General features: G+C 68.9%; 25 protein-coding genes. 8 read left to right on the forward strand and 17 right to left on the reverse strand.

Going from position 1 to position 23,968, the window contains the following annotated elements; all coding sequences use genetic code 11:
* The first annotated feature begins 33 nt into the window (after positions 1-33).
* Entirely contained in the window at positions 34-1,386 is a 1,353-nt protein-coding gene (gene rmuC, locus L8H00_RS02525) for a DNA recombination protein RmuC (protein ID WP_242095643.1), read from the forward strand.
* A gap of 206 nt (positions 1,387-1,592) precedes the next feature.
* Here the strand turns inward: rmuC and L8H00_RS02530 are convergent, their stop codons facing one another.
* From L8H00_RS02530 to L8H00_RS02570, 9 genes are read right to left on the reverse strand one after another with little or no spacing between them, the layout of a single operon-like run.
* Complete coding sequence (locus L8H00_RS02530) at positions 1,593-2,393, reverse strand: RNA methyltransferase (RefSeq protein WP_242095644.1); 801 nt, start codon at positions 2,391-2,393, stop codon at positions 1,593-1,595.
* Positions 2,394-2,398: 5 nt separating this feature from the next.
* Entirely contained in the window at positions 2,399-2,674 is a 276-nt protein-coding gene (locus L8H00_RS02535; RefSeq protein WP_242095645.1) for an HPr family phosphocarrier protein, read from the reverse strand.
* On the reverse strand, positions 2,671-3,078 hold the full coding sequence (locus L8H00_RS02540; protein WP_242095646.1) for a PTS sugar transporter subunit IIA: 408 nt from the start codon (positions 3,076-3,078) through the stop codon (positions 2,671-2,673). Before L8H00_RS02540 ends, L8H00_RS02535 begins: the two co-directional genes overlap by 4 nt.
* 16 nt (positions 3,079-3,094) lie before the next feature.
* Complete coding sequence (gene rapZ, locus L8H00_RS02545; RefSeq protein ID WP_242095647.1) at positions 3,095-4,015, reverse strand: RNase adapter RapZ; 921 nt, start codon at positions 4,013-4,015, stop codon at positions 3,095-3,097.
* A complete protein-coding gene (locus tag L8H00_RS02550) occupies positions 4,012-4,446 on the reverse strand; it encodes an aldolase (RefSeq protein ID WP_242095648.1) in 435 nt (144 codons plus the stop codon). Before L8H00_RS02550 ends, rapZ begins: the two co-directional genes overlap by 4 nt.
* Positions 4,447-4,459: 13 nt before the next feature.
* Positions 4,460-6,043 (reverse strand): stimulus-sensing domain-containing protein, encoded by a 1,584-nt coding sequence (locus L8H00_RS02555; RefSeq protein ID WP_242095649.1) that lies wholly within the window; start codon positions 6,041-6,043, stop codon positions 4,460-4,462.
* A complete protein-coding gene (locus L8H00_RS02560) occupies positions 6,012-6,719 on the reverse strand; it encodes a response regulator transcription factor (RefSeq protein WP_242095650.1) in 708 nt (235 codons plus the stop codon). Before L8H00_RS02560 ends, L8H00_RS02555 begins: the two co-directional genes overlap by 32 nt.
* A gap of 33 nt (positions 6,720-6,752) precedes the next feature.
* Positions 6,753-7,235, reverse strand: a complete 483-nt coding sequence (locus tag L8H00_RS02565) for an NfeD family protein (RefSeq protein WP_242095651.1) — start codon at positions 7,233-7,235, stop codon at positions 6,753-6,755.
* Complete coding sequence (locus L8H00_RS02570) at positions 7,232-8,236, reverse strand: SPFH domain-containing protein (RefSeq protein WP_242095652.1); 1,005 nt, start codon at positions 8,234-8,236, stop codon at positions 7,232-7,234. The genes L8H00_RS02565 and L8H00_RS02570 overlap by 4 nt, the downstream gene beginning before the upstream one ends.
* 281 nt (positions 8,237-8,517) lie before the next feature.
* On the opposite strand from L8H00_RS02570, the gene guaB reads away from it, so the two are divergent.
* The 3 genes from guaB (at position 8,518) to L8H00_RS02585 (ending at position 11,812) form a co-directional block, all read left to right on the forward strand.
* On the forward strand, positions 8,518-9,975 hold the full coding sequence (gene guaB, locus L8H00_RS02575; protein ID WP_242095653.1) for an IMP dehydrogenase: 1,458 nt from the start codon (positions 8,518-8,520) through the stop codon (positions 9,973-9,975).
* A 117-nt stretch (positions 9,976-10,092) separates the two neighbouring features.
* Entirely contained in the window at positions 10,093-11,280 is a 1,188-nt protein-coding gene (locus tag L8H00_RS02580; RefSeq protein ID WP_242095654.1) for an RsmB/NOP family class I SAM-dependent RNA methyltransferase, read from the forward strand.
* A gap of 31 nt (positions 11,281-11,311) precedes the next feature.
* A complete protein-coding gene (locus L8H00_RS02585; RefSeq protein WP_242095655.1) occupies positions 11,312-11,812 on the forward strand; it encodes a hypothetical protein in 501 nt (166 codons plus the stop codon).
* Here L8H00_RS02585 and rsmA read toward each other — a convergent pair.
* The 4 genes from rsmA to lptD all read right to left on the reverse strand — a co-directional run bounded on the left by rsmA (position 11,796) and on the right by lptD (position 17,364).
* Positions 11,796-12,638 carry a 16S rRNA (adenine(1518)-N(6)/adenine(1519)-N(6))-dimethyltransferase RsmA gene (rsmA, locus tag L8H00_RS02590; protein WP_242095656.1) on the reverse strand — a complete coding sequence of 281 codons (843 nt, stop codon included), beginning with the start codon at positions 12,636-12,638 and terminating at the stop codon, positions 11,796-11,798. The genes L8H00_RS02585 and rsmA overlap by 17 nt on opposite strands.
* A complete protein-coding gene (gene pdxA / locus L8H00_RS02595; RefSeq protein WP_347340702.1) occupies positions 12,635-13,636 on the reverse strand; it encodes a 4-hydroxythreonine-4-phosphate dehydrogenase PdxA in 1,002 nt (333 codons plus the stop codon). Before pdxA ends, rsmA begins: the two co-directional genes overlap by 4 nt.
* Positions 13,637-13,649: 13 nt before the next feature.
* Positions 13,650-15,011 carry a peptidylprolyl isomerase gene (locus tag L8H00_RS02600; protein WP_347340703.1) on the reverse strand — a complete coding sequence of 454 codons (1,362 nt, stop codon included), beginning with the start codon at positions 15,009-15,011 and terminating at the stop codon, positions 13,650-13,652.
* Positions 15,012-15,111: 100 nt separating this feature from the next.
* Positions 15,112-17,364, reverse strand: a complete 2,253-nt coding sequence (gene lptD / locus L8H00_RS02605; protein ID WP_242095657.1) for an LPS assembly protein LptD — start codon at positions 17,362-17,364, stop codon at positions 15,112-15,114.
* A gap of 178 nt (positions 17,365-17,542) precedes the next feature.
* Between lptD and L8H00_RS02610 the strand changes: the two genes are divergently transcribed.
* From L8H00_RS02610 to ndk, 3 genes are all read left to right on the forward strand, one after another.
* Positions 17,543-19,021 carry a leucyl aminopeptidase gene (locus L8H00_RS02610; RefSeq protein ID WP_242095658.1) on the forward strand — a complete coding sequence of 493 codons (1,479 nt, stop codon included), beginning with the start codon at positions 17,543-17,545 and terminating at the stop codon, positions 19,019-19,021.
* Positions 19,021-19,461: a DNA polymerase III subunit chi gene (locus L8H00_RS02615; protein ID WP_242095659.1), complete on the forward strand. Its 441-nt coding sequence runs from the start codon at positions 19,021-19,023 to the stop codon at positions 19,459-19,461. The genes L8H00_RS02610 and L8H00_RS02615 overlap by 1 nt, the downstream gene beginning before the upstream one ends.
* 90 nt (positions 19,462-19,551) lie before the next feature.
* The gene (gene ndk, locus L8H00_RS02620) at positions 19,552-19,974 is read left to right on the forward strand and encodes a nucleoside-diphosphate kinase (protein WP_242095921.1); all 423 of its coding nucleotides are present in this window, start codon (positions 19,552-19,554) and stop codon (positions 19,972-19,974) included.
* A gap of 42 nt (positions 19,975-20,016) precedes the next feature.
* Here the strand turns inward: ndk and L8H00_RS02625 are convergent, their stop codons facing one another.
* Genes L8H00_RS02625 through purM form a run of 4 tightly spaced genes read right to left on the reverse strand, consistent with a single transcriptional unit; the run spans position 20,017 to position 22,652 of the window.
* Positions 20,017-20,604 carry a hypothetical protein gene (locus L8H00_RS02625; protein ID WP_242095660.1) on the reverse strand — a complete coding sequence of 196 codons (588 nt, stop codon included), beginning with the start codon at positions 20,602-20,604 and terminating at the stop codon, positions 20,017-20,019.
* Entirely contained in the window at positions 20,601-20,978 is a 378-nt protein-coding gene (locus tag L8H00_RS02630) for an MmcQ/YjbR family DNA-binding protein (RefSeq protein WP_242095661.1), read from the reverse strand. The genes L8H00_RS02625 and L8H00_RS02630 overlap by 4 nt, the downstream gene beginning before the upstream one ends.
* Complete coding sequence (purN, locus tag L8H00_RS02635; RefSeq protein ID WP_242095662.1) at positions 20,975-21,553, reverse strand: phosphoribosylglycinamide formyltransferase; 579 nt, start codon at positions 21,551-21,553, stop codon at positions 20,975-20,977. The genes L8H00_RS02630 and purN overlap by 4 nt, the downstream gene beginning before the upstream one ends.
* The gene (gene purM, locus L8H00_RS02640; RefSeq protein WP_242095663.1) at positions 21,546-22,652 is read right to left on the reverse strand and encodes a phosphoribosylformylglycinamidine cyclo-ligase; all 1,107 of its coding nucleotides are present in this window, start codon (positions 22,650-22,652) and stop codon (positions 21,546-21,548) included. The genes purN and purM overlap by 8 nt, the downstream gene beginning before the upstream one ends.
* Positions 22,653-22,714: 62 nt before the next feature.
* Between purM and L8H00_RS02645 the strand changes: the two genes are divergently transcribed.
* A complete protein-coding gene (locus L8H00_RS02645; protein ID WP_242095664.1) occupies positions 22,715-23,956 on the forward strand; it encodes a heavy metal-associated domain-containing protein in 1,242 nt (413 codons plus the stop codon).
* The last annotated feature ends 12 nt before the right edge of the window (positions 23,957-23,968 follow it).

Consider the following 23,968-nt stretch of genomic DNA (forward strand, 5'->3'; position numbering starts at 1 on the left):
TATCACCTTCGCCCACTTCGCCGGGGGCGATCGGTGGAACTGATCCTCGTCGCGCTTCTCGCGCTCGCGATCGGCCTGCTCGCCGGCTGGCTGGTGGCCTCGCGCCGCGGCACCGCGCTCGCGAGCGAACTCGCCGTCGCACGCGCCCGGGCGGGCGATGCCGAACTGATGCGCACCGCCCGCGACGCCGTCGAGCGCGAACGCAACGCTGCCTTGCAGGAGCTGGCGAGCCTGCGCGCGCAGGGCGAGGCGCGCCACGCCGCGCACCAGGCCACGCTCGCCGAACTGAAGGAGGCGCGCGACGCGATGACCGCGCAGTTCGGCGCCGCCGCCGCCCGCGCGCTCGAAACCGCGCAGGCGCAGTTCCTCGAACGTGCCGAAGCCCGCTTCCGCCAGTCCGAAGAGGTGTCGGGCCAGAACCTCAAATCGATGCTCCAGCCGGTCAGCGACCGGCTTCAGCGCTACGAGGAGGCGGTCGGCAAGGTCGAGGCGGATCGCCGCGACGCGTTCGGCGATCTGAAGGGCCAGATCGAGCAGATGCGCATCGGCCAGGAGAAGGTGTCGAGCGAGGCCGCCAAGCTCGTCAACTCGCTGCGCAACGCCCCCAAGTCGCGCGGGCGCTGGGGCGAGCAGCAGTTGAAGAACGTGCTCGAGACCTGCGGCCTGTCCGAACATACCGATTTCCAGACCGAGGTGAGCGTCGCGGTGGAGGACGGCCAGCGGCTGCGCCCCGACGCGATCGTCCGCGTGCCCGGCGGCCGCAGCCTGGTGATCGATGCCAAGGTATCGCTCAACGCCTATCAGGACGCGTTCGGCGCAGTCGACGAGGAGGAGCGCGCACGCGGCCTGACCGCGCACGCCGCCTCGATGCGCGCACACGTCAACGGCCTCGGCAACAAGGCCTATTGGAACCAGTTCAAGGATGCGCCCGACTACGTCATCATGTTCGTGCCGGGCGAACATTTCCTCTCCGCCGCACTCGAACATGATCCCACCCTGTGGGATTTCGCCTTCGAAAAGCGCGTGCTGCTCGCCACCCCCACCAACCTGATCGCGATCGCGCGCACCGTCGATGCGGTATGGCGTCAGGAGAAGATGGCGAAACAGGCGCAGGACATCGGCGCGCTCGGCAAGGAGCTCTACGAGCGGCTGGCCAAGGCGGCGGGCGACCTGCGCAAGGTTGGCGGTGGCCTGACGAGCGCGGTCAACAATTACAACAGCTTCGTCAGCAGCTTCGAAAGCCGCACCCTGGTGACCGCGCGCAAGTTCCGCGACCTCAACATCGACACCGGCGCGCGCGAGATCGACGACGTCGCCCCGGTGGAGGCGCTGGCGCGCTATGGCGACGCGCCGGCGCTGATCGCGGCGGGTGAGGGGGAGAGCTAGCGGGAGTGACCATGGACGGCGCCAGCGGGCAACGCGCCGATGGGGGTCCCATGTCGAATTGCAGTTCGATGACGTTACTTTGATCCGTTCGCGCTGAGCTTGTCGAAGGGCCTGTTCCCAATGCGAAAGCGCGAGCGCGGAGAGCCTGCTTCGACAAGCTCGGCACGAACGGATTCGTGCTCCGATCAAGCCGATGTCATCGTGCCCTAAACCAGATCCCGCGCCAGCACCTCATAGGCCATCACCGCGGTCGCGACGGCCGCGTTCAGGCTGTCGGCCTTGCCGTGCATGGGCAGCTTGACGAGCAGGTCGCAGGCTTCGGCATAGTCCGCCGGCATGCCCTGGGCCTCGTTGCCCGTCAGCAGAAAGGTGGGGGCGGCGTAACGCGCAGCGCGATAATCGGTGTTGGTCTGCAGGCTCAGCCCGACGAGCTGCCCCGCGCCACGGCGTAGCCACACGAGGAAGTCCTCCCAGCCACAGCGCACCACGGGCACGGTGAACAGTGCGCCCATGCTGGCGCGCACCGCTTCCACGCCGAACGGGTCAGCGCATTCGCCGATCAGGATCAGCGCGCCCGCGCCGACCGCATCGCCGGTGCGCAGGATCGTGCCGAGATTGCCCGGATCGCGCAGCCGCTCCGCCACCAGCCAGATCGCCGCGCGCGACCGGTCGAGATCGTCCAGCGTCAAGGCGAATTCGTCGAACACGCCGACCACCGCCTGTGGATTGTCCTTGCCCGAGAGCTGGGCGAGGATCGCGGGCGTCGTCTCGATCGCCTCGCCGTCGCTCGCCTCGACGCCCTTCACCAATTCCCACACCAGCGCATGGCCCGCGCTGGCGGCGGCATAGAACAGCACGCGCGGGACGCGCCCGGCCTCGCGCGCCTCGGTCAGGATGCGCAGCCCCTCGGCCAGGAACTGGCCCTGTTCGCGCCGGCCCTTCTTGTCGCGCAGCGCCCGCACGCGCTTGACGAGCGGGTTGGAATAGGCGGTGATCTCCCGCGGCATCGCGCTCAATCCTCGCCGAACTTGGCTTCCACCAGATCGCACAGTGCGGTCACCGCGCCCTCGGCGCCATCGCCGTTCGCGCTGATCGTGATCGTGTCGCCCATCGCCGCGCCCAGCATCATCAGCCCCATGATCGACGTGCCGGTGACATGGCCCGAGCCGTCCTTCACGACGGTGATCTCGCAGGGCTGGGTGGCGGCAAGCGTGACGAACTTGGCGCTGGCGCGGGCGTGCAGGCCGCGGCGGTTGGCGATGCGGACCGCACGCGCGACCTCGCTCACGCCGCCGCCTCGCCCAGCACCTCGGAGGCGACGGAGATATATTTCCGCCCCGCCTCGCGCGCGGCGGCGACCGCATCGACCACCTTCATCGCCTTGCGCGCGGAGCCGAGCCGGATCAGCATCGGCAGGTTCATGCCCGCGATCACCTCGACCCGGCCGCGCTCCATCAGCGAAATGGCCAGATTGGACGGCGTCCCGCCGAACAGATCCGTCAGCACGATCACGCCGCGGCCGATATCCACCGCCTCGATCGCGGCGGCGATATCCGCACGGCGGCTCTCCATATCGTCATCGGGGCCGATGGCGATCGTCGCGATCCGCTCCTGCGGGCCGACGACGTGCACCATCGCGGTCACGAATTCCTCGGCGAGCCGCCCATGGGTCACCAGCACCAGGCCGATCATCGCGAACGCATATCCCTCATCTTGGCTCGACCGGCGATCCTTCCAGCGAGTCCTGCGGCGCCGCCCCCAGGTCGCGATGCGCAACCGTGGGCGAAAATCCCGCGTCGCGCAACCGCCGCGCGACGCGGTCGGTCACATGGACCGAGCGGTGTCTCCCCCCGGTACAGCCGAACGCCACCGTCACATAGGATTTTCCCTCGGCGCGGTAGCGCGGGAGCAGCAGCAGCAGCAGCTCCTCGATCCGCCCGACCGCCGCCTCATAGGCGGGATCGGCCGCGACATAGGCGGCGACATCGGCGTCGAGCCCGGTGCCGGGTCGCAGCATGGGATCCCAATGCGGATTGCGCAGGAAGCGCATGTCGAACACCAGATCGGCGTTTCGCGGCACGCCGCGGGCGAAGCCGAACGACATGACCGACAGCGTCGGCGCGCCCCGTTCCTCGCCGGCGAAGGTGGCGCGGACCTGCTGCGCCAGTTCGTTGGCGGCCAGGCTGGTGGTGTCGATCAGCCGGTTGGCGAAATCGCGCAGCGGGCTCAGCAATTCGCGTTCGCGCGCGATCCCGTCGCTTGCCGGGCGATCGGGCGCGAGCGGATGGCGGCGGCGAGTCTCGGAATAGCGGCGCTCCAGCTCGCTGCCCGCGCAATCGAGGAACAGCGTGCCGACCTCCAGCCCATGGCGCTCGCGCAGGTTGCGGATGCGCTGCACGATCCGGGCGGGATCGAAATCGCGGGTGCGCGCGCCGATCCCCAGCGCCAGCGGCTGCGCGGCGTCGGCCGCGGTGGCGGGCAGAGGGGCGTCGAGCAGCCGGTCGAGCAATTCGAGCGGCAGATTGTCGACCACTTCCCAGCCGATATCCTCCAGCGTCTTCAGCACGGTGGATTTGCCCGCGCCCGACATGCCGGTGACGAGCAGGATGTCCTTGCGTTCGGCGATCATGTGGCGGGCTCCTGCAGCAGCGCACGCTCGACGAGGATCGGGGCGGAGGCGGGATGGGGGTCGATCGCGATCTGCCGCACGTCGATCCCCGCGATCCGCCGTACCCGCCGCTCGGGCATGCGCGGCACCGGGGTTTCGAGGCGGACGAGCAACGCGACGGGAACGTCGGAGGCATAGGGCTCGGCGACGATACCGAGGCCGCGGATTTCCAGTTTGCCCGCGATCGTCTCGGGCGGGCGCGCCACCAGCCGCGCGCCGCTCCGCAGCAGCAGCGTATAATCGTCGCTGACGAGCACCGCACCCCGATCGATCAGGCGCAGCGCGAGATCGGATTTGCCCGATCCCGACGGTCCTTCGATCAGCACGGCACGGCCATCGATCGCGACCGTCGAGACATGGAGCGTTTCGGAGGAGATGGCGGCCAAGGGCAAGCTCCGTTCGGGATCAGCGTGGGGCCGCGAGCGCCAGCCTGACGACGAAGCGGGCGCCACTCAGCCGATCCTCGCGCGATTCGACGGTGATCGAGCCCTGATGCCCGTCGACGATCGTGCGCGCAATGGCGAGACCCAGGCCCGAATGCTGGCCGAACGCCTCGCTTTCGGGCCGGATCGACTGGAAGCGGCGGAAGATCGCCTCGCGCGCGTCTTCGGGAACGCCCGGTCCTTCGTCGTCGATCCGAACCACCAGCTCGCCGCGCTCGCGCGTGCCGAGGATCGCGACGACCGCACCGTCGGGCGAAAAGGACAGCGCGTTGTCGATCAGATTCTCGAACACGCGTTCGAGCCGCGCGCCTTCGCCCATCGTCACGAGCTGGGCGTCGACGGGATGATCGAACAGCAGGCGGATGCCGCGCTCCACCCCGCGGGCATGGCGTTGCGCCACGAGCCCGGCGATCAGCGCGCCCAGATCCACCGGCTCGAACTTCGCGCGGCTGAGCTGCGCGTCGAGCCGCGACGCCTCCGAAATGTCGGTGATGAGCCGGTCCAGCCGGCGGACATCGTCGCGGACCACGGCGAACAATTGCTCCTGGAGCGCCGGATCCTTGACATGCGCCAGCCCCTCGACCGCGGAGCGGAGCGAGGCGAGCGGGTTCTTCATCTCGTGCGTGACGTCGGCGGCGAAGGCTTCGGTCGCATCGATCCGCGCCCGCAGCGCCAGGCTCATGTCCGACAGCGCCCGCGCAAGCATGCCGAGTTCGTCGCGGCGGGAGGGCAGGCGCGGCACCACCACCTCGCGCGCGCGCCCCAGCCGCACGCGGACCGCGGCGCGTGCCAGCCGGCGGAGCGGACGGACGATCGTGCGCGCGAGGAACAGCGACAGGAGGATCGAGAGCACGGTCACCACCGCGAGCACGAGGCTGAGCCGGAAGCGTTCGATCCGCACGGTTTCGGTGATGTCGCGCGCGTTCACCGCGGTCATCACCACGCCGCCCTGCGGCAGCGGCGCGGCGGCGGTGATGACGGGGGTGCGATCGGGCGCGCGCCACACCGTCGCCGCCACGCTGCCGCGCTGCCGCGCCGTTCGCACGTCGGGCCAGTCCAGCCCGCCCGCGCGCTCGCGGTAGAGGGGTGGGCGCGGGGCGATGACGATCGTGTCGATCGCCGCATCGAGAAAGCGCGCGGCGACCTGGTTCCAGTGCTGACGGTCCGGATCGCGCAGCACGAAGTTGCGGATGCCGAGCAGGCGGCTGTCCGCCACGACGTTGCCGGCCGGATCGAACAGCCGGATCCGCGTGCCCGTATCGCGCGCCAGCCGCAGGATCAGCGCGTCGCGCTCGTCGCGATCGACCGAGGCGATCGCCTCGCCGATCAGCCGCGCCTCGCGCGCGCTCTGTTCAAGCCGGCTGTCCACGATCCGGCTGCGGTAGGAATCGAGATAGAAGAACCCGCCCGCCAGCAGCAGCAGCGCCAGGATGTTGACCGCGAGGATGCGCCGGGTGAGCGAGATCTGCCCCGACCAGCGCAGCGTGAGGTCGGCCGCCTCGCTCAGCGGGTCGTCACTCTTCGGAGAATCGGTATCCCGCGCCATAGAGTGTCTCGATAGCGTCGAATTCGCCGTCGATCTGCCGGAACTTGCGGCGCAGGCGCTTGATGTGGCTGTCGATGGTGCGATCGTCGACATAGATGTCGTCCTGATACGCCGCGTCCATCAACTGGTTGCGCGTCTTGACGATGCCCGGCCGCTGCGCGAGCGTCTCGAGGATCATGAATTCGGTGACCGTCAACGTGACCGGCACATCGCCCCAGGTGGTGCGGTGCCGGGCCGGGTCCATCGTGAGTCGGCCACGGATGAGCGGACCGGCGGGCTCGCCGCCGCCCTCCGCGCCGTCCGCCTGCACGGGCTCCGCGCGGCGCAGGATGGCGCGGATCCGTGCGATCAGCAGGCGCTGCGAAAACGGCTTGGCGATATAATCGTCCGCGCCCATCGCGAGCCCCAGTGCCTCGTCCAGCTCGTCGTCCTTGCTGGTGAGGAAGATCACGGGCACGCGGCTCTTCTCGCGAAAGCGGCGTAGCAGTTCGAGCCCGTCCATCCGCGGCATCTTCACGTCGAAGATGGCGAGATCGGGCGGGTTGTCGATCAATGCCTTCAGCGCCGTCTCGCCGTCCGAATAGACGCGCGTCAGGAACCCCTCGGTCTGGAGCGCGATCGATACCGAGGTGAGGATGTTGCGATCGTCGTCGACGAGCGCGATCGAGGCCGTCATGGATGCGCCTTGCTCGGGACCGGTGCGCCGCGACTAGGGCAAAGCGGGCGGCGCTTCAACCATCTCGGGCAGCAACTCGACCAGCAGCGTGCCACCATCGATGCCCACGACCCGCACCCGCGCGCCCGTCGCCGCGGCCGCGCCGCGCGCCGGCCACGATCCGTCGCCGACCCGCACGCGCCCGCCATCCGCGGCGATCGCGCGCTCCACGCTCACCACCTGCCCGATCAACCGCGCCGCGCGATCGTTCAGCAGCGGATCGGACGCATCGACCGGGTAATCGCGATACCAGCGTTTGCCGATCAGCACCGCCACCGCGCTCCACACCGCGAACGAGGCGATCTGCGCGGCGATGGGCAGGGCAGGGAGCGCCAGCAGCGCCAACCCCGTGATCGCCGCGGCGATGGCGAGAAACACGAGGAACACGCCCGGTATCGCCAGCTCGGCGATGCCGAGCAGGATGGCGGCGGTCAGCCAGACGCCCGCCGCGCCGATCGCCACGCCCCAGAGCGTCATTGGTTCTGCTCGAACGGCCCCCGGCGAATGGCGGGTGCCGACGGAGCAGGGGCGGGGCCGGGGGCGGGGGCGGGGGCGGGGGCGGGCGGCGTCACCTTCAGCGCGTCGCGCGCCAGCTCGCCGATGCCGCCCAGCGTGCCCATCAATTGCGTCGCCTCGACGGGGAAGAGGATCGTCTTGGCATTGGGGCTGGTGGCGAACTTGCCGATCGCCTCGACATATTTCTGCGCGATGAAATAGTTGATCGCCTGGGTGTTGCCGCCCTCGATCGCGTCGGAAACGGCGCGCGTGGCGCTCGCCTCGGCTTCCGCCGCGCGCTCGCGCGCCTCGGCATCGCGGAAGGCGGATTCCTTGCGGCCCTCCGCCTCCAGGATACGTGCCTGTTTCTGGCCCTCGGCGCGCAGGATCTCGGAGGCGCGCGTACCCTCGGCGTCGAGGATGTTGGCGCGCTTCTCGCGCTCCGCTTTCATCTGCCGGCCCATCGCGTTCACGATGTCCGCGGGCGGGCGGATATCCTTGATCTCGACGCGGGTGATCTTCACGCCCCAGGGCGTCGTCGCGTGGTCGACCACGTTCAGCAGCCGAGCGTTGATCTCGTCGCGCTTCGAGAGCGTCTCGTCGAGGTCCATCGAGCCCATCACCGTGCGCAGATTGGTCGTGGTGAGCTGGAGCAGCGCGAGATACAGGTCCGACACCTCGTATGCGGCCTTGGCGGCGTCAAGCACCTGGAAGAACACGACGCCGTCGGTCGAGATCATCGCATTGTCCTTGGTGATGATCTCCTGCCCCGGAATGTCGATCACCTGCTCCATCATGTTCACCCGCCGCCCCACGCGGTAGAAAAAGGCGGGATAGAAATTGAAGCCGGGGCGCGCGACCGTGGTGAAGCGGCCGAAATGCTCGATGGTATATTGATAGCCCTGATTGACGATCTTGATGCTGGTCATCAGGTAGAACAGCACCAGCACGACCAAGGCGGCCATGAAGATCAGGAACGTCATCGCGCACTCCCCCGTGATTGTCGCGCCGATATAGCAGGTGGCGAAAGCGAGGGCCAACGGCGGCTGGGCTTGTTTAAGTGCACCGTTCCCCGGCGAAGGCCGGGGCCCGGTTGGGGGACCATGCGATGGGCGCCTCCCCCCCGCCATGAGCGGCTTCCCACCTGGGCCCCGGCCTTGGGCGGGGAACACGAGCAGGAACGGCCTCCCGCCACTAGCCGCGGCCGGCCACACTGGTTACATGGCCCGCCACTTGCTCCCCCCACGCGAGAGAATCGGCACCCATGGACATTCGGCTCGGCCTCACTTTCGACGACGTCCTGCTGGTGCCCGCGGAAAGCGAGGTGTTGCCGAGCCAGGCGGACACGCGGACCATGCTGACGCGCGGGATCGCGCTCAACATCCCCGTGCTGTCGTCGGCGATGGATACGGTGACCGAAGCCGACATGGCGATCGTCATGGCGCAGCTGGGCGGTATCGGCGTGTTGCACCGCAATCTCGAAGTTCCCGAACAGGTCGATGCGGTGCGCGCGGTGAAGCGGTTCGAAAGCGGCATGGTGGTCAACCCGATCACCATCCTGCCGACCGCGACTTTGGCCGATGCGCAGGCGCTGATGGCGCGTCACCGGATCAGCGGCATTCCCGTGGTGGAAGCGGGCGGGCGCCTCGTCGGCATCCTGACCAACCGCGACGTGCGCTTCGCCGAAAACCCGAAGCAGCCGGTCAGCGAGCTGATGACTCACGACAATCTCGTCACGGTCGGCGTGGGCGTCGGGCAGGACGAGGCCAAGCGCCTGCTCCACCAGCGCCGGATCGAAAAGCTGCTGGTGGTGGACGATGCCTATCGCTGCGTCGGGCTCGTCACCGTGAAGGACATGGAAAAGGCGGTCACCTATCCCGACGCCACCAAGGATGCCGCGGGTCGGCTGCGCGTGGCCGCCGCGACGACGGTGGGCGACAAGGGCTTTGCGCGCACCGAGGCATTGGTCGATGCCGAATGCGACCTGATCGTGATCGACACCGCGCACGGCCATAACCGCGACGTCGCGCGCGCGGTGGAGCGCGTGAAGAAGCTGTCCAACTCGGTTCAGGTCGTCGCCGGCAACGTCGCCACCGCCGAGGCGACGCGCGCGCTGATCGGCGCGGGGGCCGACGGGATCAAGGTGGGGATCGGGCCGGGCTCGATCTGCACCACGCGCGTGGTGGCGGGCGTGGGCGTGCCGCAGCTCACCGCGGTGATGGATTGTGCCGAAGCCGGGCAGAAGGCGGGCGTTCCGGTGATCGCCGATGGCGGCCTTCGCACCTCGGGCGATCTCGCCAAGGCGCTGGCGGCGGGCGCATCGACCTGCATGGTCGGCTCGCTGCTGGCCGGCACCGAGGAAGCGCCGGGCGAGACGTTCCTCTATCAGGGCCGCGCGTACAAATCCTATCGCGGCATGGGCTCCGTCGGCGCGATGGGCCGGGGCTCGGCCGACCGTTATTTCCAGGGCGACATCAAGGATCAGATGAAGCTGGTGCCGGAGGGGATCGAAGGCCAGGTGGCGTTCAAGGGCCCGGCGCGCGACGTGATCCACCAGCTCGTCGGCGGGATCAAGGCGGCGATGGGCTATACTGGATCGCAGACGATCGCCGCGCTCCAGGAACGCGCGCAGTTCGTGCGGATCACCGGCGCCGGGCTGAAGGAAAGCCATGTCCACGACGTCACGATCACGCGCGAGGCGCCGAACTACCCGACGCGCTAGGCCTGCCGCCTTACGGCTGTCCTATGCCGGCCCGATGTGCGAGGAAGCGCCGATGATCGAGCCGAACCAGACACCGCGCCAGCACCTCCACTTCCTCCACTTCGCCCGCGCGCGCGCATGACTCCCGGCGCACGGGCGCAGGCCGCGATCGACCTGCTCGAAGACATCGTCGCGGCCGCGCGCGAGCGCGGCGCGGCCGCGGACACGCTGATCGCGCGCTATTTCGCGACGCGACGCTATGCCGGGTCGAAGGATCGCAGGGCGGTGCGCGAACTCGTCTATGCCGCCGTCCGCCATGCCGGCGAACGGCCGGCAAGCGGCCGTGCCGCTTTGGTCGCGCTCGCCGATCGCGATCCCGGTCTTGCCGCCGCCTTCGACGGCGCGCCGCATTGCCCCGCGCCGATCACCGCGGAGGAACCGCGCGCCAAGGCCGGCGTCGCGCCGCTCTGGTTGCTGAAGGCGCTGACCGCATCGGGGCTGCCGCGCGACGCGATGCCTGCGCTGGTCGATCGCGCACCGCTCGACATCCGCGTCAACCGGCTCGTCACCACCCGCGAGGCCGTGATGGCCGGGCTGGCCGACGCGGTGCCCACGGCGCACGCGCCCGACGGGCTGCGACTGTCGTCGGGAACCAACGTCGAGGCGCTGCCGCTGTTCGCCGAAGGCGCGATCGAGGTGCAGGACGAGGGCAGCCAGATCGTGACCGCGGCGCTGGACGCCAAGCCGGGTGAGCGCATCGTCGATCTCTGTGCCGGTGCGGGCGGCAAGACGCTGGCGCTCGCAGCGGCGATGGCGAGCCGGGGCAAGCTGCTCGCCTGCGACGTCGACCGCAACCGCCTGCAACGGCTCGCGCCGCGCGCCGAGCGGGCGCAGACGACGATCGTCGAAACGCGGCTGCTGAACCCGCAGCGCGAACGCGAGGCGCTGACGGATTGGCAGGCGCGGGCGGACGGCGTGCTGATCGATGCGCCCTGTTCCGGCACAGGCACCTGGCGGCGCAACCCCGAGGCGCGCTGGCGGCTCTCGCCCGATCGTATCGCGCGGTTGCGCGATACGCAGCGGCACATCCTCGGCGTGGGTGCCACGCTCGTGAAGCCCGGCGGCGCGCTCGTCTATATCGTCTGCTCGCTGCTGGATGCCGAGGGGGCGGGGCAGGTGGCGATGTTCCTCGACGGCCATCCCGGCTGGCGTGCGGAGCCGCTGGCACTCGGCGCGGGGCGCACTCATGGGCCGGGTATCCGGCTCGATCCCGCGCGCGACGGCACGGACGGTTTTTTCGTCGCGCGGCTGCGGGCACCATGCTAGCGGCTATGCCGTGTTTCGAGCGGAGCCGATCATGCGTTATTCGTCCGTAGCCCTGGCCGCCGCGCTCGCCGCGGTGTGTATGGGAACCTCGCTCAGCGGGCAGAAGCCGGACGACCGGGTCGATCCGCGTTCGATGGCCTTGCTGGCGCAGGGCCGTGCCGCGCGCGCCGCGGGCAATCTCGACGGCGCGACGGACCTGCTGGAAACCGCCGCCGTGGTCGATCCGCGCAACCGGGGCGCCTTCGTGACGCTCGCCGAGGTGGCGCAAGCGCGTGGCCTGCCTGGCAAGGCAATCCGCCTCTACCGCGAGGCGCTGCTGCTCGAACCCAACGACGTGGCCGCGCTGCAAGGGCAGGGCGATGCGCTGGTCGCCAAGGGCGCGATCATTCGCGCCCAGGCGAACCTCGCGCGCATCCGGACGCTCTGCAAGACGGGCTGTGCCCCCGCCACTGAATTGGCCGCGACGATCGCCAAGGGTCCGCCGGTGACGACCGCGCAGATCGACAAGCCGGCGGTCAAGTCGGCCGAATAGCGCGCGCCAGGTCGACGAAGTCGGCGACGCTCAGCGTCTCGGCGCGGCGGGTGGCGTCGATCCCGATCCGCTCCAGCGCGTCGAGCGCACCGGGAACGCTCTTCAGGCTCTGCCGCAGCATCTTGCGGCGCTGTCCGAACGCTGCCCCGGTGATCCGCTCCAGCATCGGAAACGCGACGCCCGCCGGGGCCTCGCCCGGCACGATATGCACCACCGCCGACATCACCTTGGGCGGCGGGGTGAACGCCGAACGGTGGACGGGCATCGCGATCCGGGCGGTCGATCGCCACTGCGCCAGCACGGCGAGGCGGCCATAGGCATCGCTGCCCGGCGCCGCCACGATCCGCTCGGCGACCTCTTTCTGGAACATCAGCGTGCAGGAGGCCCACCACGGCGCCCAGGCCGCGGACAGCCAGCCGACGAGCAGCGCGGTGCCGACATTGTAGGGAAGATTGGAGACGATGTGCGGCTTTCCCGCGAACAGCGACGGCGCATCGACCTTCAGCGCATCTTCCTCGATCACGCGCAACCGGCCCGGGAAATGCGCGCCCAGCTCGGCCAGCGCCGGAATGCAGCGGCGATCGCGTTCGATCGCGGTGACGCGCGCCCCCGCACCGAGCAGCGCGCGCGTCAGGCCACCGGGACCGGGGCCAACCTCCAGCACTTCGGCATCGGCGAGATCGCCCGGCACCGCAGCGATGCGCGCCAGCAACTGCCCGTCGAACAGAAAATTCTGCCCCAGTGCCTTGCTGGCGGTGAGCCCATGGCGCGCGATCACCTCGCGCAGCGGTGGCAGCGCGCTTGCCGACGGCACCGGATCGCTCACCCTGCCTGCGCGTCCCGTGACCGGCGTTCGGCCGCTTCGCCCGCCATTGCGATCGCCGCGATCATCGCACCCGGTTCGGCCTGATCCCGACCGGCGATCCCGAACGCCGTGCCATGATCGGGCGAAGTGCGCACGATCGGCAGCCCGAGCGTCATGTTGACGCCCTCGTCGAAATGCAGCGTCTTGATCGGGATCAGTGCCTGGTCGTGATAGCAGCACAGCGCCACATCATAGCCCGCCCGTGCTCGCGGATGGAACATCGTGTCGGCCGCGAACGGCCCCGTCGCGTCGATCCCCTCGTCGCGCAGCATGGCGATGGCGGGTTCGAGGATATCGATCTCCTCGCGGCCGATCGCGCCGCCTTCGCCCGCGTGCGGATTGAAGCCGGCAAAGGCGAGCCGCGGGGCCTCGATCCCGAAATTGCGTGTGAGCCCCCGCGCGGTCGCACGCGCCTTGGCGACGATCAATTCGATATCCAGCAGCGCCGACACCTCGGCGAGCGGCACATGCGTCGTGATCGGCACGACGCGGAGGCTCGGCCCTGCCAGCATCATCACCGCATTCTCGCGCGCAATGCCGCAGCGCTCCGCGACGAATTCGGTCTGGCCGGGATGCGTGAAGCCGATTGCGTAGAGTTGCGCCTTGGACACAGGGCCCGTGACCAGCGCCTGCGCGGCGCCCGACTTCACGAGCCCCGCCGCCATCTCGAGCGAATGAAGCGCGCAGCGGGCGCCCTCCGCATCGGGAACGCCGGGCACGATGTCGCCCGCATCCTCGATCGTCAGCACGGGGAGCGCCTGATCGAACACCGTGGACACCTCGGCCAGATCGGTGATCGGCCGCACCGGACCCGCCCAAACCCGCGTGATCGCGCGAACGTCGCCTACCGCGACGAACGGCGGCAACCGATGCGCGTGCCGCGCCGCCCATGCCTTGGCGATGATCTCGGGGCCGATCCCGGCGGGATCGCCCATCGATACGGCGAGCGGCAAGGTCACCTTCGGTCGGTCCTCAGCGATATTCGATCACCGCGTCACGCCGCAGATCGCGGAGTTTCTGTTGCGCGCGCAGGTTCACGCGCGCCTCCTGAAGCTGGTCCTGCACCTGGTCGGCGCGGGGCAGGGCGCCGCTCTTGGGATCATCGCGACCGCACAGCACCAGCGCGCGGACGCCTTCCTCGGGCGAGCCGAAGGGCGGCGTCGACTGACCGATCTGCATCTTCAGCAGGATTTCCTGAAGCTGCGGCGGAAGGTCGCGGATCCGGACCGTGTCATTGTCGACCACTTCGGCGCCGATCGAGGCGGCGACCTTTTCCACCGTGCCGCAGCCGGCGATCGCCTGCGTCGCCTTGGCGAACACTCCCGCTCGGGCGGTCGCATCGGCCTGGCTGGTGTGCGGCGGGAAGCGGATCGTGAGCTGCTTCAGGTTCAGCCGTGCATCGCGCGGATCGGCGGTGAGCACCTGGCGCTTGTCGGTCAGATACAGGATCGAATAGCCACCGGGGATCTCGATCGGCCCCGCGACCTGCCCGACCTGCATCTGCGTCACGGCGTCGGCAAGAGACCCAGGCAGCGCGGCCACGCGCACCCAGCCCAGATCGCCGCCGACGCCGCGCGTCGAGGCTTCCGAATATTGGCGGGCAAACGCATCGAACGGCTGTTGCCCCTTGCGGATCTCCTGAATGAGCTGACGCGCATTCGCATAGACCTGCTGCCCCGTGGCGGGCGTCGCGCTCAGGTAGATTTCCTTGACGTTATACTCTTCGGTGCCCTTGGCAGCCTCCAGCCGGGCGAGGATCGACTTGACCTCCTCGTCACCCACATTGACGAACGGCTCCACCTTCCGGCGCAGATAGCGTTGCCATGCCAGCTCGCCCTCGATCTGCCGCTTCAGCGACCGTTCGGAGGATCCCGACTGGCGGAGAAACGTCCGCATCTCGGCGGGCGTGTGGCCGAAGCGTTTGGCCACCGCGTTGTAGCTCTGGGTGATCTCGTCCTGCGTGATCGTGATATCGCTCGACTTGGCTTCCTGGATCTGGAGCGTCTCGTCGATGATCTGGCGCAGCACCTGAAGCTTCAGCCGCTCGCGATCCTCGGGCGACAGCGTCTGGCCGCCATTGGCCGCCGCGATCAGGCCGACCCGCTGGTCGACATCGGTGCCGGTGATGACGGAATCGTTCACCACCGCTGTGGGCTTGCGGACGTTGGGATCGAGCTTGCCGAAAATCTGGAGGTTGGCCGGGATGTCGAGGCCGGTCGACGGCACGCTGGCGTCGGGGACGGTCTGCGCGAGGGCACCCCCGGCAACGACCGCCAACATTGCGTTGCCGAGCGCCACGCGGCGGACGGCCGTCGATCGAAAGAAATTCTTCACGGTCGTTTCATATCCCATCATAGCCCCGCCGTGTCGCCAGCCCGGCCCATCGCGGTTGAAGCACCAGATCGCGGCTGCCGCATCATGCCTGAACCGCGGCTTAGCGACCGAGGCTGGTGAAGGCCAGCGTCAACAGATAGCTGTTGCCGGCCTTGGCATCGCCGGTCGCCTGATAGTCGCGCCGCCACGTAAAGCCGAGCCGCAGACAATCATCCTCATATTGCACGCCCGCGCGGGTCCGCACCGGCTCGAAACCATCGGCGAGCGAGGTGGGATCTTCCTTGCGGTCGGTCAGATCGATCACGGTGGATCCGAACGCAGACCAGAAGCGCGAGATCTGCACGCGACCGGCGACACGCGCCTCCTCGCTGTTCAAGAGATCCTCGGTGACCGGCACGATGTTGCGGTTGAGCCGCAGATACCCCAGCAGCAGGTAGGTCGCCCGGCTGCCGATCGTCGCGTCGACTTCGTTGCGCCGGACGGCGAGATCGTCCTTGTCCAGCCGGTAGCGATGGACGAGCGAGACGAAGTCGCGAAACCGCACTTCGGTGCGCCCGACGATATCGGATAGCCGATCCGAAAGGCCGGTTCCGGGATAGAGGATCGTCGGCCGGTCATCGAGGCGGTAGCTTTGCCCCACCTGCGCGTCGATGCTAAGACCCGGCAGATCGGCCGCCCATTCGACGCCATAGGTGGCGCGGCTCGAATCCTCGAACCGATCATAGCCGGGAAAGCGGTTGAGCGCGAACAGGTTGGTATCGTCCAGGTCGATCGATCGCGAATCCTCGTTCGGCACCTCGTAATTCGCGATGTGCGGCGAGGCGACGATCTGAAAGCGCGGCGTGAACCGCTGGGTGCCGCTCAGGAAGGTGCCGACGAACGGCCATTTCACGTCCACCGCCAGCGCGCCGATCGCGCGGCCGTGAAAACCCTCCAGCCCGCGATAGCCGACGATGTCGGTCGCCAGCGTGTCGCTCGTGTTGTACACGTCTCCGCGCGCAAAGGCGGTGAAGGTCACTTCCTGGCCCCAGCGGGTGATCTTGCGCAGATCCCATTCGAGACTGGCAAAGGCGCGCTGCGTATCCTGGCCGCCGGTGCGGGTCAGCGCGAGCGTGTTGAGCTGGAGTTCGAAACGGCCACCCAGCAGCGGGTCGGCGATCCGGCGGCGATAATCGATCTCGGGCAGGGCGATCGGCTGCTGCCCTTGCGAGTCGCCCACGCGGAGAGTCTGCACGAACCAGCCGTCGATCGCAAAATAGCTGTCGTCGTCGATCCGCTGGATGCTGGCGGTGCTGCGCAGCCGGTCATCGCGTGAGATGTCGTACCGGCGCAGGAAGGTGCGGTCAGACGCCAGGCGGATGGAGGAACTGATGCTCCAATAGGGCGATAGCTGATAGCGGGCGATGCCGTCGATATAGCCGCGCACCGCCTGCGACGTATCGGTGGGGTTCTGCGTGTCCAGGTCGTCGCTGCGGCGACTCGAGGTGAGATAGCCGGTGAGATGGAACGCGCCCGTCGGATCGAGCTCCTGATAATCCATCTGAAGCATCGGCGCGACCGCGCTGAAGATGCGCGGCGTGATCGTGAGCCCGCGGTCCGTCCCCATGCGCCAATAATAGGGTATCGCCACCTGAAGCCCGTTGACGCGCATCAGCCGGATATCGGGGCTGAGCAGCCCGCTGCCGGCCGTGCCGGCGACCGGTGCGGAGAAGTTGGGCAGCGGGAGCGGCGGCAGGCCGAAAAGGTTCATGCGCGGGCCGCGGAAATACACGCGGCCCCGATCGGGGCGGTAGGTCACGCGAACCGCGGTGATCTTCCACGTCGGCGATTTCGGACAGCCCGAGGCGTTGGTCACCGCGCAGGGGGTATAGGCCGCCTGCTGCAGATCGAGCGTGCCGTCGGCCTGCCGCGTACCGCGCTCCGCTGCGATCCGGCCGCCCTGTTCGAGCACGACGAGCATGTTGTCGACCACGCCGTCCTTCAGCGAATCGGTCAGGTCGATCGAGTCGCCATAGGCGATGTCACCCTGGGGGTTGGTGACCGCGACATTGCCGGTGGCGAGCACCTTGCCGGTCTTGCGGTTCCAGACGACCTTGTCCGCGCGCAGCCTTTGTCCCGCGCGAAACATGCGGACGTCGCCAGTGGCAGTGACGATGTCCGCCTTGCTGTCATATTCCAGGCCGCCGGCCGAGAACTGGACCTGATCCTCGCCGTTCGCCGCGGGTGGCGGCGGAGCGGCGTCCGACGGGGGCGGTGGCTGGACCGTGCGGTTCTGGAGATCCTGGGCGGCCAGCGGCGATGCCGCCAGCGCAAGGGGCAAGGCACAACCGGCCAACAGGGCAAGACGCAACACGATGTTCGTAACCACCCCATCCAACCGGTGCGCATCGGGCCCCGAACCGCGACGCTGCCCCCACCGCCTATCGCACCGCCGACGCCGCTGCAATCGCCGCTCGGAAGCATCGCCGCTTTGCCAGCGCCACCGCATCGGCCTAAGAGATGGGCCATATAGAATTTGTTCGAGGATTTTCATGAAGATCGACTTCGCGCCCTCCGTTTCCGCCGATGCGGCGATCCTCGTACTGCCCGTCGCCAAGGATGGGCTGGGTGCGGTGAACTGGAGCAGCGGCGGCGCGAACGTCTCGACGATCGCGACCGCCGCGGCGACGGCGGCGCGCTTCGCCGGCGAAGCGGGTGGCGTGGTCGATGCGTTCGTCGCAGATGGTGAACGTGTCCGCCACATCATGCTTCTCGGCACCGGCGCCGGCACCGAGGCCGATTTCGAACAGGCGGGCGGGGCGCTGACGGCACGGCTGCTCACATCGGGCGCGACCGAGGCGAGCGTCGATCTCTCCGCGCTGGCTGCCGCTCCCGCGCCGAGCGCCGCGGCCCGTCTGGCCGCCGCGATCGTCCAGCGTGCCTGGCGTTACGACGTCTATCGCACCAAGCTCGCCGAGCGTTCCAAGCCGACGCTCGCACGGGTGACGATCGTGGGAGCCCCGACGGGCACGGATGCGGCTTGGCCCGGAGCGGACGCCGCGACGCAGGGAATGGACCTCACCCGCTGGCTCGTCGCGACGCCGCCCAACATCCTCTATCCCGAAAGCTTCGTGGAGAAGGTCCGCGCCGAGGTGGAAGGGCTGGGTCTCGACATCACCGTGCTCGACGAAGCCGATATGACGGCCCACGGCATGGGCGCGCTGCTCGGCGTCAGCCAGGGATCGCGCCGCGACGCTCGCATCCTCGCGCTGAAGTGGAACGGCGCTGGGGAGGGCGCACCGACGCTCGCGTTGGTGGGCAAGGGCGTGACGTTCGACACCGGCGGCATCTCGATCAAGCCTGCCGCGGGCATGGAAGACATGAAGTGGGACATGGGCGGTGCGGGCGCCGTGGCGGGCGCGATGAAGGCGCTGGCGCTGCGCGGCGCCAAGGCCAATGTCGTGGGCGTCATGGGTCTCGTGGAGAACATGCCCGACGGCAACGCCCAGCGCCCGGGCGACGTGGTCACGTCGATGTCGGGCCAGACGATCGAGGTCATCAACACCGATGCCGAGGGCCGGCTGGTGCTGTGCGACTGCATCACCTGGGTGCAGAAGACGTTCGCGCCGACCACGATCGTCGATCTCGCCACGCTGACCGGCGCGATGATCGTCGCGTTGGGCAGCGAGCATGGCGGCCTGTTCGCCAATGACGATGCGCTCGCCGACACGCTGCTGGCGGCCGGAAAGGCGACCGGCGACCTGTTGTGGCGCTTCCCGCTCGCGCCCGCTTACGACAAGCTGATCGACAGCCCGATCGCCGACATGAAGAATGTGGGGCCGCGCGGCGCGGGTTCGATCACCGCGGCGCAGTTCATCCAGCGTTTCGTGGACGAGGGCGTGAAATGGGCGCATCTCGATATCGCCGGCATGGTGTGGGCGGACAAGGCCGGCAGCACGTACGACAAGGGCGCGACCGGTTACGGCGTCAGGCTGCTCGACCGGTTCGTGGCGGAGCATTTCGAGGGCTGATGCAGGTCGATTTCTACCACCTGACCGGAACGCCGATCGACCGGATCCTGCCGCCGATCGCGGAAAAGGTGCTGGGAAGCGGCGGCCGGTTGGTGGTGGTCGCCGACGATGCGGAGCGCCGTGCCGCGCTAGACCGCCTGCTCTGGGCCTATGCGCCCGACAGTTTCCTGCCGCATGCCCAGGCGGGTGCGGCCGATGATGCGGCGCAGCCGGTGTTGATCGCGGGTGACGCGGTCGGGACCAACCATGCCCGCAACATCGCGGTGGTCGATGGCGTCTGGCGCGACGCCGCGCTGGATTTCGACCGCGTGTTCCACATGTTCGACGACGATGCGATCCGCGAGGCGCGGCTTGCCTGGAAGGCACTGGCGGATCGCGACGGCGTGGAGCGGCGCTATTGGAAGCAGAACGAGGCCGGGCGCTGGGAACAGGCGGCCTGAGGCAGGGGCTTCGGCTTGCATCGCCGCAGGCGCACGACTAGGGAACCGCGACTTTTCCGCCACCGTCCAACTTGGGAGCCCGTGACCATCATGGCCGCGAACCGTACCTTTTCGATCATCAAGCCCGATGCCACCCGCCGCAACCTGACTGGCGCCGTCACCAAGATGCTGGAAGATGCCGGCCTGCGCATCGTCGCATCGAAGCGTATCCAGATGACCCGCGAACAGGCCGAGGGCTTTTACGACGTTCACCGCGAACGCCCCTTCTTCAACGATCTGGTCGAATTCATGATCTCCGGCCCGGTCGTCGTTCAGGTGCTCGAGGGCGAGAACGCCATGCAGCGCAACCGCGACATCATGGGCGCGACCAACCCGGCGAACGCCGAGCCCGGCACGATCCGCAAGGAGCTGGCGGAATCGATCGAGGCGAACACCGTCCACGGTTCGGACTCGGACGAGAATGCCGAGATCGAGATCGCCTATTTCTTCCAGCCGAGCGAAATCGTCGGCTGACTCCGGCGGGCGGCGGCGTCCTCCGGAGCGCCGCCGCCCATTCTACTGGTGCGCCGGCTTCCAGAGCGCATCCACACGGGCGACGCTGCCGCCGCGTTCGCGCAGACGAAAGCCGATGATCCGTGCGACCCGGCCGCGCAGCAGGCGCGCATCGGTGCGCCACACGATATCGTAAATCCCGCTCGTGGTGCGCGTCGCGTCGCCGTCGAGAAAGCGCGCGGTGACCAACACGGGAAGACGCCCCTGATGCGCGTCGCCCACCGCTTCGGTCAGCGGCCCGGAAAACATGTCGACTCCGATCGCGTTGTCCGCCGGCGTCTGTGCGGACAGGCCGAGCGACGTGGGGAAGGCGATGGTCAGATCCGTCACGTCATGCGCGGGATCGGCCAGCACCAGCCGCCGACCGCCGTCGCTCACCGTGCCGCGAAACTGGACGCGCCCGTGCGCCTGCGTGGCGGACGCGACCGCCTCGGTGTGCTCCGCTTCCTGCGCGCGCCGCTCCTGCCAGCTATTCCATAGCGTCAGCGCCGCGATGACGACGCCGGCCAGCGCGACGATCTCCGCTAGCGTCACCCAGCGCCGCCGCGTGGCCGCCGCCTCGCGGCGTTCGTTCGGGGTTTCGCCGCTCATCGTCCGCCAGCCTCCAGCAAACGGCGCGGCGCGGCCAGTTCCCAGCTGATCGCGATCCGATCGCCCACCCGGTCCCAATCCACATCGGCCCGATCGAGCCGCATCGCGATCCATCCCGACGGCCCGAGATAGGGCGGGCTGTAATAGCAGGCGGGATCCGCTTCGATCAGCATCGCCTGCTCGTCGGCGCCGCTCGTCTTGACGATCACGACCGTCTCGCCGTCGCCATGATGGTCGTGCCAGAAATAGGCGAAGAACTTGCCGTCTTCGATGTGGAAGCCGGGTGCGCCGTGCGAGACACGCTCGGCGGCCTCCGGCATGGCGAGGCAGAGGGCGCGCACCCTGGCCAGTGGGATCTCGGGATCGGGACTCATCGTGCGACGAACTCCGCAAGCGTTGCCGGATAGAGGCGGTGTTCGGCGGCGAGCACGCGCTCGGCAAGCCGGTCGGCATCGTCGCCCGGCAGGATCGGCACCTCCGCCTGGCCGAGCACCGCGCCGCCATCGAGTTCCTCGGTGACGATATGCACCGAACAGCCCGCTACCGCATCGCCCGCGGCGATCGCGCGCGCATGCGTATCGAGCCCCTTGTAGCGGGGCAGCAGCGACGGATGGATGTTCACGATCCGGCCCCGCCACTTCGCGACGAAGCCGTCCGACAAGAGACGCATATAGCCGGCCAACGCGATCGTACCCACCTCCGCCGCGCGGAGCGCCGCGTCGAGCGCCGCCTCATAGGCGGGCTTGCCAAGCCCCTTGGGCGAGAGCGCGAAGATGGCGATGCCGCGCGCACGCGCCCAGGCCAGACCCGGCGCATCGGACTTGTCGGAGGCGACGAGGACGACCTTGTAGGCGGCATCCGGCGCGTCCGCTGCCTCGACCAGCGCCGTCATGTTCGATCCACGGCCGGAGATCAGGATGGCGACTGAGCGGGCGTCCGCCTCAGCCATGATGCGTCGCGCTCCAGTCTTCGCGCGCGCTCCACGTGTCGGTCGATCCGCGGACGGTGCAGCCGCGCTGCCCCGCCTCGACCCGGCCCATGGTGACCACCGTTTCGCCAGCGGCTTCCAGCGTAGCGGTGACGGGTGCGGCCTCGTCCGGCGCGACGACGGCGACCATGCCGATCCCGCAGTTGAACGTGCGCGCCATCTCGCCCGGTTCGATCGCGCCCTGCGCCTGGAGGAACGCCATCAGCCGCGTCTGCGCCCAGCCATCGGCATCGACCATCGCATGCACGCCCTCGGGCAGCACGCGCGGGATGTTTTCGAGCAAGCCGCCACCGGTGATGTGCGCCAGCCCCTTGATCCGCTTCTCGGCCAGCAGCGGCAACAGGCTCTTCACATAGATTCGTGTCGGCGCCATCAGCAGGTCGATCAGCAACCGATCCTGGTCGAACAAGGCGGGGCGATCGAGCTTCCAGCCGCGATCGGCTGCCAGACGGCGCACCAGCGAAAAGCCGTTCGAGTGCACGCCGGTCGAGGAGAGCCCCAGCAACACGTCCCCGGCTGCGATGCCGCGGCCGTCGAGGACGCGGTCCCGCTCCACCGCGCCGACGCAGAAGCCCGCCAGATCGTAATCGCCCGCGGCATACATGCCGGGCATCTCGGCGGTCTCGCCGCCGATCAGCGCGCACCCAGCCTGTTTGCAGCCTTCGGCGATCGAGGCGACCACCTGCTCGGCGACGGCGGCATCGAGCTTCCCGGTGGCGTAATAGTCGAGGAAGAACAACGGCTCGGCACCCTGCACGATCAGGTCGTTCGCGCACATCGCGACGAGATCGATGCCGACGCCGGCGTGCCGATCCCATTCGATCGCGAGCTTCAGCTTGGTGCCGACGCCGTCGTTCGCCGCCACCAGCAGCGGATCGACAAAACCTGCCGCCTTCAGGTCGAACAGGCCGCCGAAGCCGCCCAGTTCCGCATCGGCGCCGGCACGGCGGGTGGACTTGGCGAGCGGCGCGATCGCCCGGACCAGCGCGTTGCCGGCGGCGATCGAAACCCCCGCATCGGCATAGGTATAGGATGCGGCGGAGGGCGTGGGATCGGTCATGCCCCATGCTGCTAGACATATCGCGCTTGGATTTCCACGCCTGCTTCGCCAAAAGGCATCGGATGCGCGCCCGACCGACCCTCAAGCCGTTCGCGGCCGCAACGCTGCTGCTGCTCGCGGGCGGTGCGGTCGCCCAGATCGACGGCACGCGCGGGGTGGCCCCGGTGGACAGCGGCGGCGCCTACGAGGTGAGCGGCGTCGCGGTGGATGTCGCGGCCAAGACCGCCGATGCCGCGCGGCTGGGCGGCTGGCGCCTCGCGCAGCGCAGGGCCTGGGTGCAGCTTTCCAATCGGCTCGGCGGGGGCGGGGGGTTGATCTCGGATGGCGCACTCGATTCGATCGTGTCGGGCATCGTGGTCGAGAACGAGCAGATCGGGCCGCAGCGTTACATCGCGAAGCTCGGCGTGTTGTTCGATCGCACGCGCGCCGCGTCGATCCTCGGCATCTCGACCTACGCCACGCGCTCGCCGCCGATGCTCGTCATCCCCGTCATCTGGTCGGCGGGCGTGGGCACCGTCTTCGAACAGCGCAACCCCTGGCAAGAGGCTTGGGCCCGGTTCCGCACCGGCAACAGCACGATCGACTATGTCCGCCCATCGGGCACCGGGCCCGATTCGCTGCTGCTGAACACCGGGCAGATCGGCCGGCCCGGCCGCGGCTGGTGGCGCACCATCATCGACCAATATGGCGCGACCGACGTCCTGATCCCGGTCGTGCGGCTATACCGGCAATGGCCCGGCGGCCCGGTCATCGGGGTGTTCCAGGCGCGCTACGGCCCGGACAACCGGCTGATCGGCGGCTTCACCCTGCGCGTCGGCAGCGCGGACGGGGTGGCGCAACTGCTCGACACGGGCGTGAAGCGGCTCGACGATCTGTATCAGCAGGCGCTGCGCAGCGGTGCGCTCCGCCCCGACGTCAGCCTCCTCCCGCTGCGGACGGAGCCGGATCCCGCCACGATCGCGGCAGCCGAAGACAGCGTCGGCGCGCTGATCGACGGCACCACACCCGCCGGCCCCGGGATCGCGGTCGTGGTACAGTTCGATACGCCCAATGCGGGCACGGTCTCCGCGACCGAAGCCGCGTTGCGTGGCTTGCCGGGGGTGCGATCGGCCACCACCACCAGCCTCGCGCTTGGCGGCGTGTCGTTGCTGCGCATCGTCTATGACGGCGATCCCGCCGCGCTGAAGGCCGCGATCGAAGGCCGTGGCTACCAGGTCTTCGGCGAGGGGCAGACCCTGCGCATCCGCCGCGCGCCGCAATTGCTGCCGCCGGACCTCCCGACGGACGACGCGACCACGCGATGAGCCCCGCCGGGA

The organism is Sphingomonas sp. CROZ-RG-20F-R02-07, assembly GCF_022662335.1.
Taxonomy (GTDB): domain Bacteria; phylum Pseudomonadota; class Alphaproteobacteria; order Sphingomonadales; family Sphingomonadaceae; genus Sphingomonas.

What these genes read in the sequence shown, in the direction of transcription:
- purN (WP_242095662.1), bottom strand. Translation starts at nt 21,553, where the DNA reads ATGGCTGAGGCGGACGCCCGCTCAGTCGCCATCCTGATCTCCGGCCGT.
- guaB (WP_242095653.1), top strand. Translation starts at nt 8,518, where the DNA reads ATGGACATTCGGCTCGGCCTCACTTTCGACGACGTCCTGCTGGTGCCC.
- ndk (WP_242095921.1), top strand. Translation starts at nt 19,552, where the DNA reads ATGGCCGCGAACCGTACCTTTTCGATCATCAAGCCCGATGCCACCCGC.
- L8H00_RS02530 (WP_242095644.1), bottom strand. Translation starts at nt 2,393, where the DNA reads ATGCCGCGGGAGATCACCGCCTATTCCAACCCGCTCGTCAAGCGCGTG.
- L8H00_RS02625 (WP_242095660.1), bottom strand. Translation starts at nt 20,604, where the DNA reads ATGAGCGGCGAAACCCCGAACGAACGCCGCGAGGCGGCGGCCACGCGG.
- L8H00_RS02570 (WP_242095652.1), bottom strand. Translation starts at nt 8,236, where the DNA reads ATGACGTTCCTGATCTTCATGGCCGCCTTGGTCGTGCTGGTGCTGTTC.
- L8H00_RS02565 (WP_242095651.1), bottom strand. Translation starts at nt 7,235, where the DNA reads ATGACGCTCTGGGGCGTGGCGATCGGCGCGGCGGGCGTCTGGCTGACC.
- L8H00_RS02540 (WP_242095646.1), bottom strand. Translation starts at nt 3,078, where the DNA reads ATGATCGGCCTGGTGCTGGTGACCCATGGGCGGCTCGCCGAGGAATTC.
- L8H00_RS02585 (WP_242095655.1), top strand. Translation starts at nt 11,312, where the DNA reads ATGCGTTATTCGTCCGTAGCCCTGGCCGCCGCGCTCGCCGCGGTGTGT.
- L8H00_RS02580 (WP_242095654.1), top strand. Translation starts at nt 10,093, where the DNA reads ATGACTCCCGGCGCACGGGCGCAGGCCGCGATCGACCTGCTCGAAGAC.
- L8H00_RS02615 (WP_242095659.1), top strand. Translation starts at nt 19,021, where the DNA reads ATGCAGGTCGATTTCTACCACCTGACCGGAACGCCGATCGACCGGATC.
- purM (WP_242095663.1), bottom strand. Translation starts at nt 22,652, where the DNA reads ATGACCGATCCCACGCCCTCCGCCGCATCCTATACCTATGCCGATGCG.
- rapZ (WP_242095647.1), bottom strand. Translation starts at nt 4,015, where the DNA reads ATGATCGCCGAACGCAAGGACATCCTGCTCGTCACCGGCATGTCGGGC.
- L8H00_RS02555 (WP_242095649.1), bottom strand. Translation starts at nt 6,043, where the DNA reads ATGGCGCGGGATACCGATTCTCCGAAGAGTGACGACCCGCTGAGCGAG.
- L8H00_RS02645 (WP_242095664.1), top strand. Translation starts at nt 22,715, where the DNA reads ATGCGCGCCCGACCGACCCTCAAGCCGTTCGCGGCCGCAACGCTGCTG.
- L8H00_RS02610 (WP_242095658.1), top strand. Translation starts at nt 17,543, where the DNA reads ATGAAGATCGACTTCGCGCCCTCCGTTTCCGCCGATGCGGCGATCCTC.
- L8H00_RS02630 (WP_242095661.1), bottom strand. Translation starts at nt 20,978, where the DNA reads ATGAGTCCCGATCCCGAGATCCCACTGGCCAGGGTGCGCGCCCTCTGC.
- L8H00_RS02560 (WP_242095650.1), bottom strand. Translation starts at nt 6,719, where the DNA reads ATGACGGCCTCGATCGCGCTCGTCGACGACGATCGCAACATCCTCACC.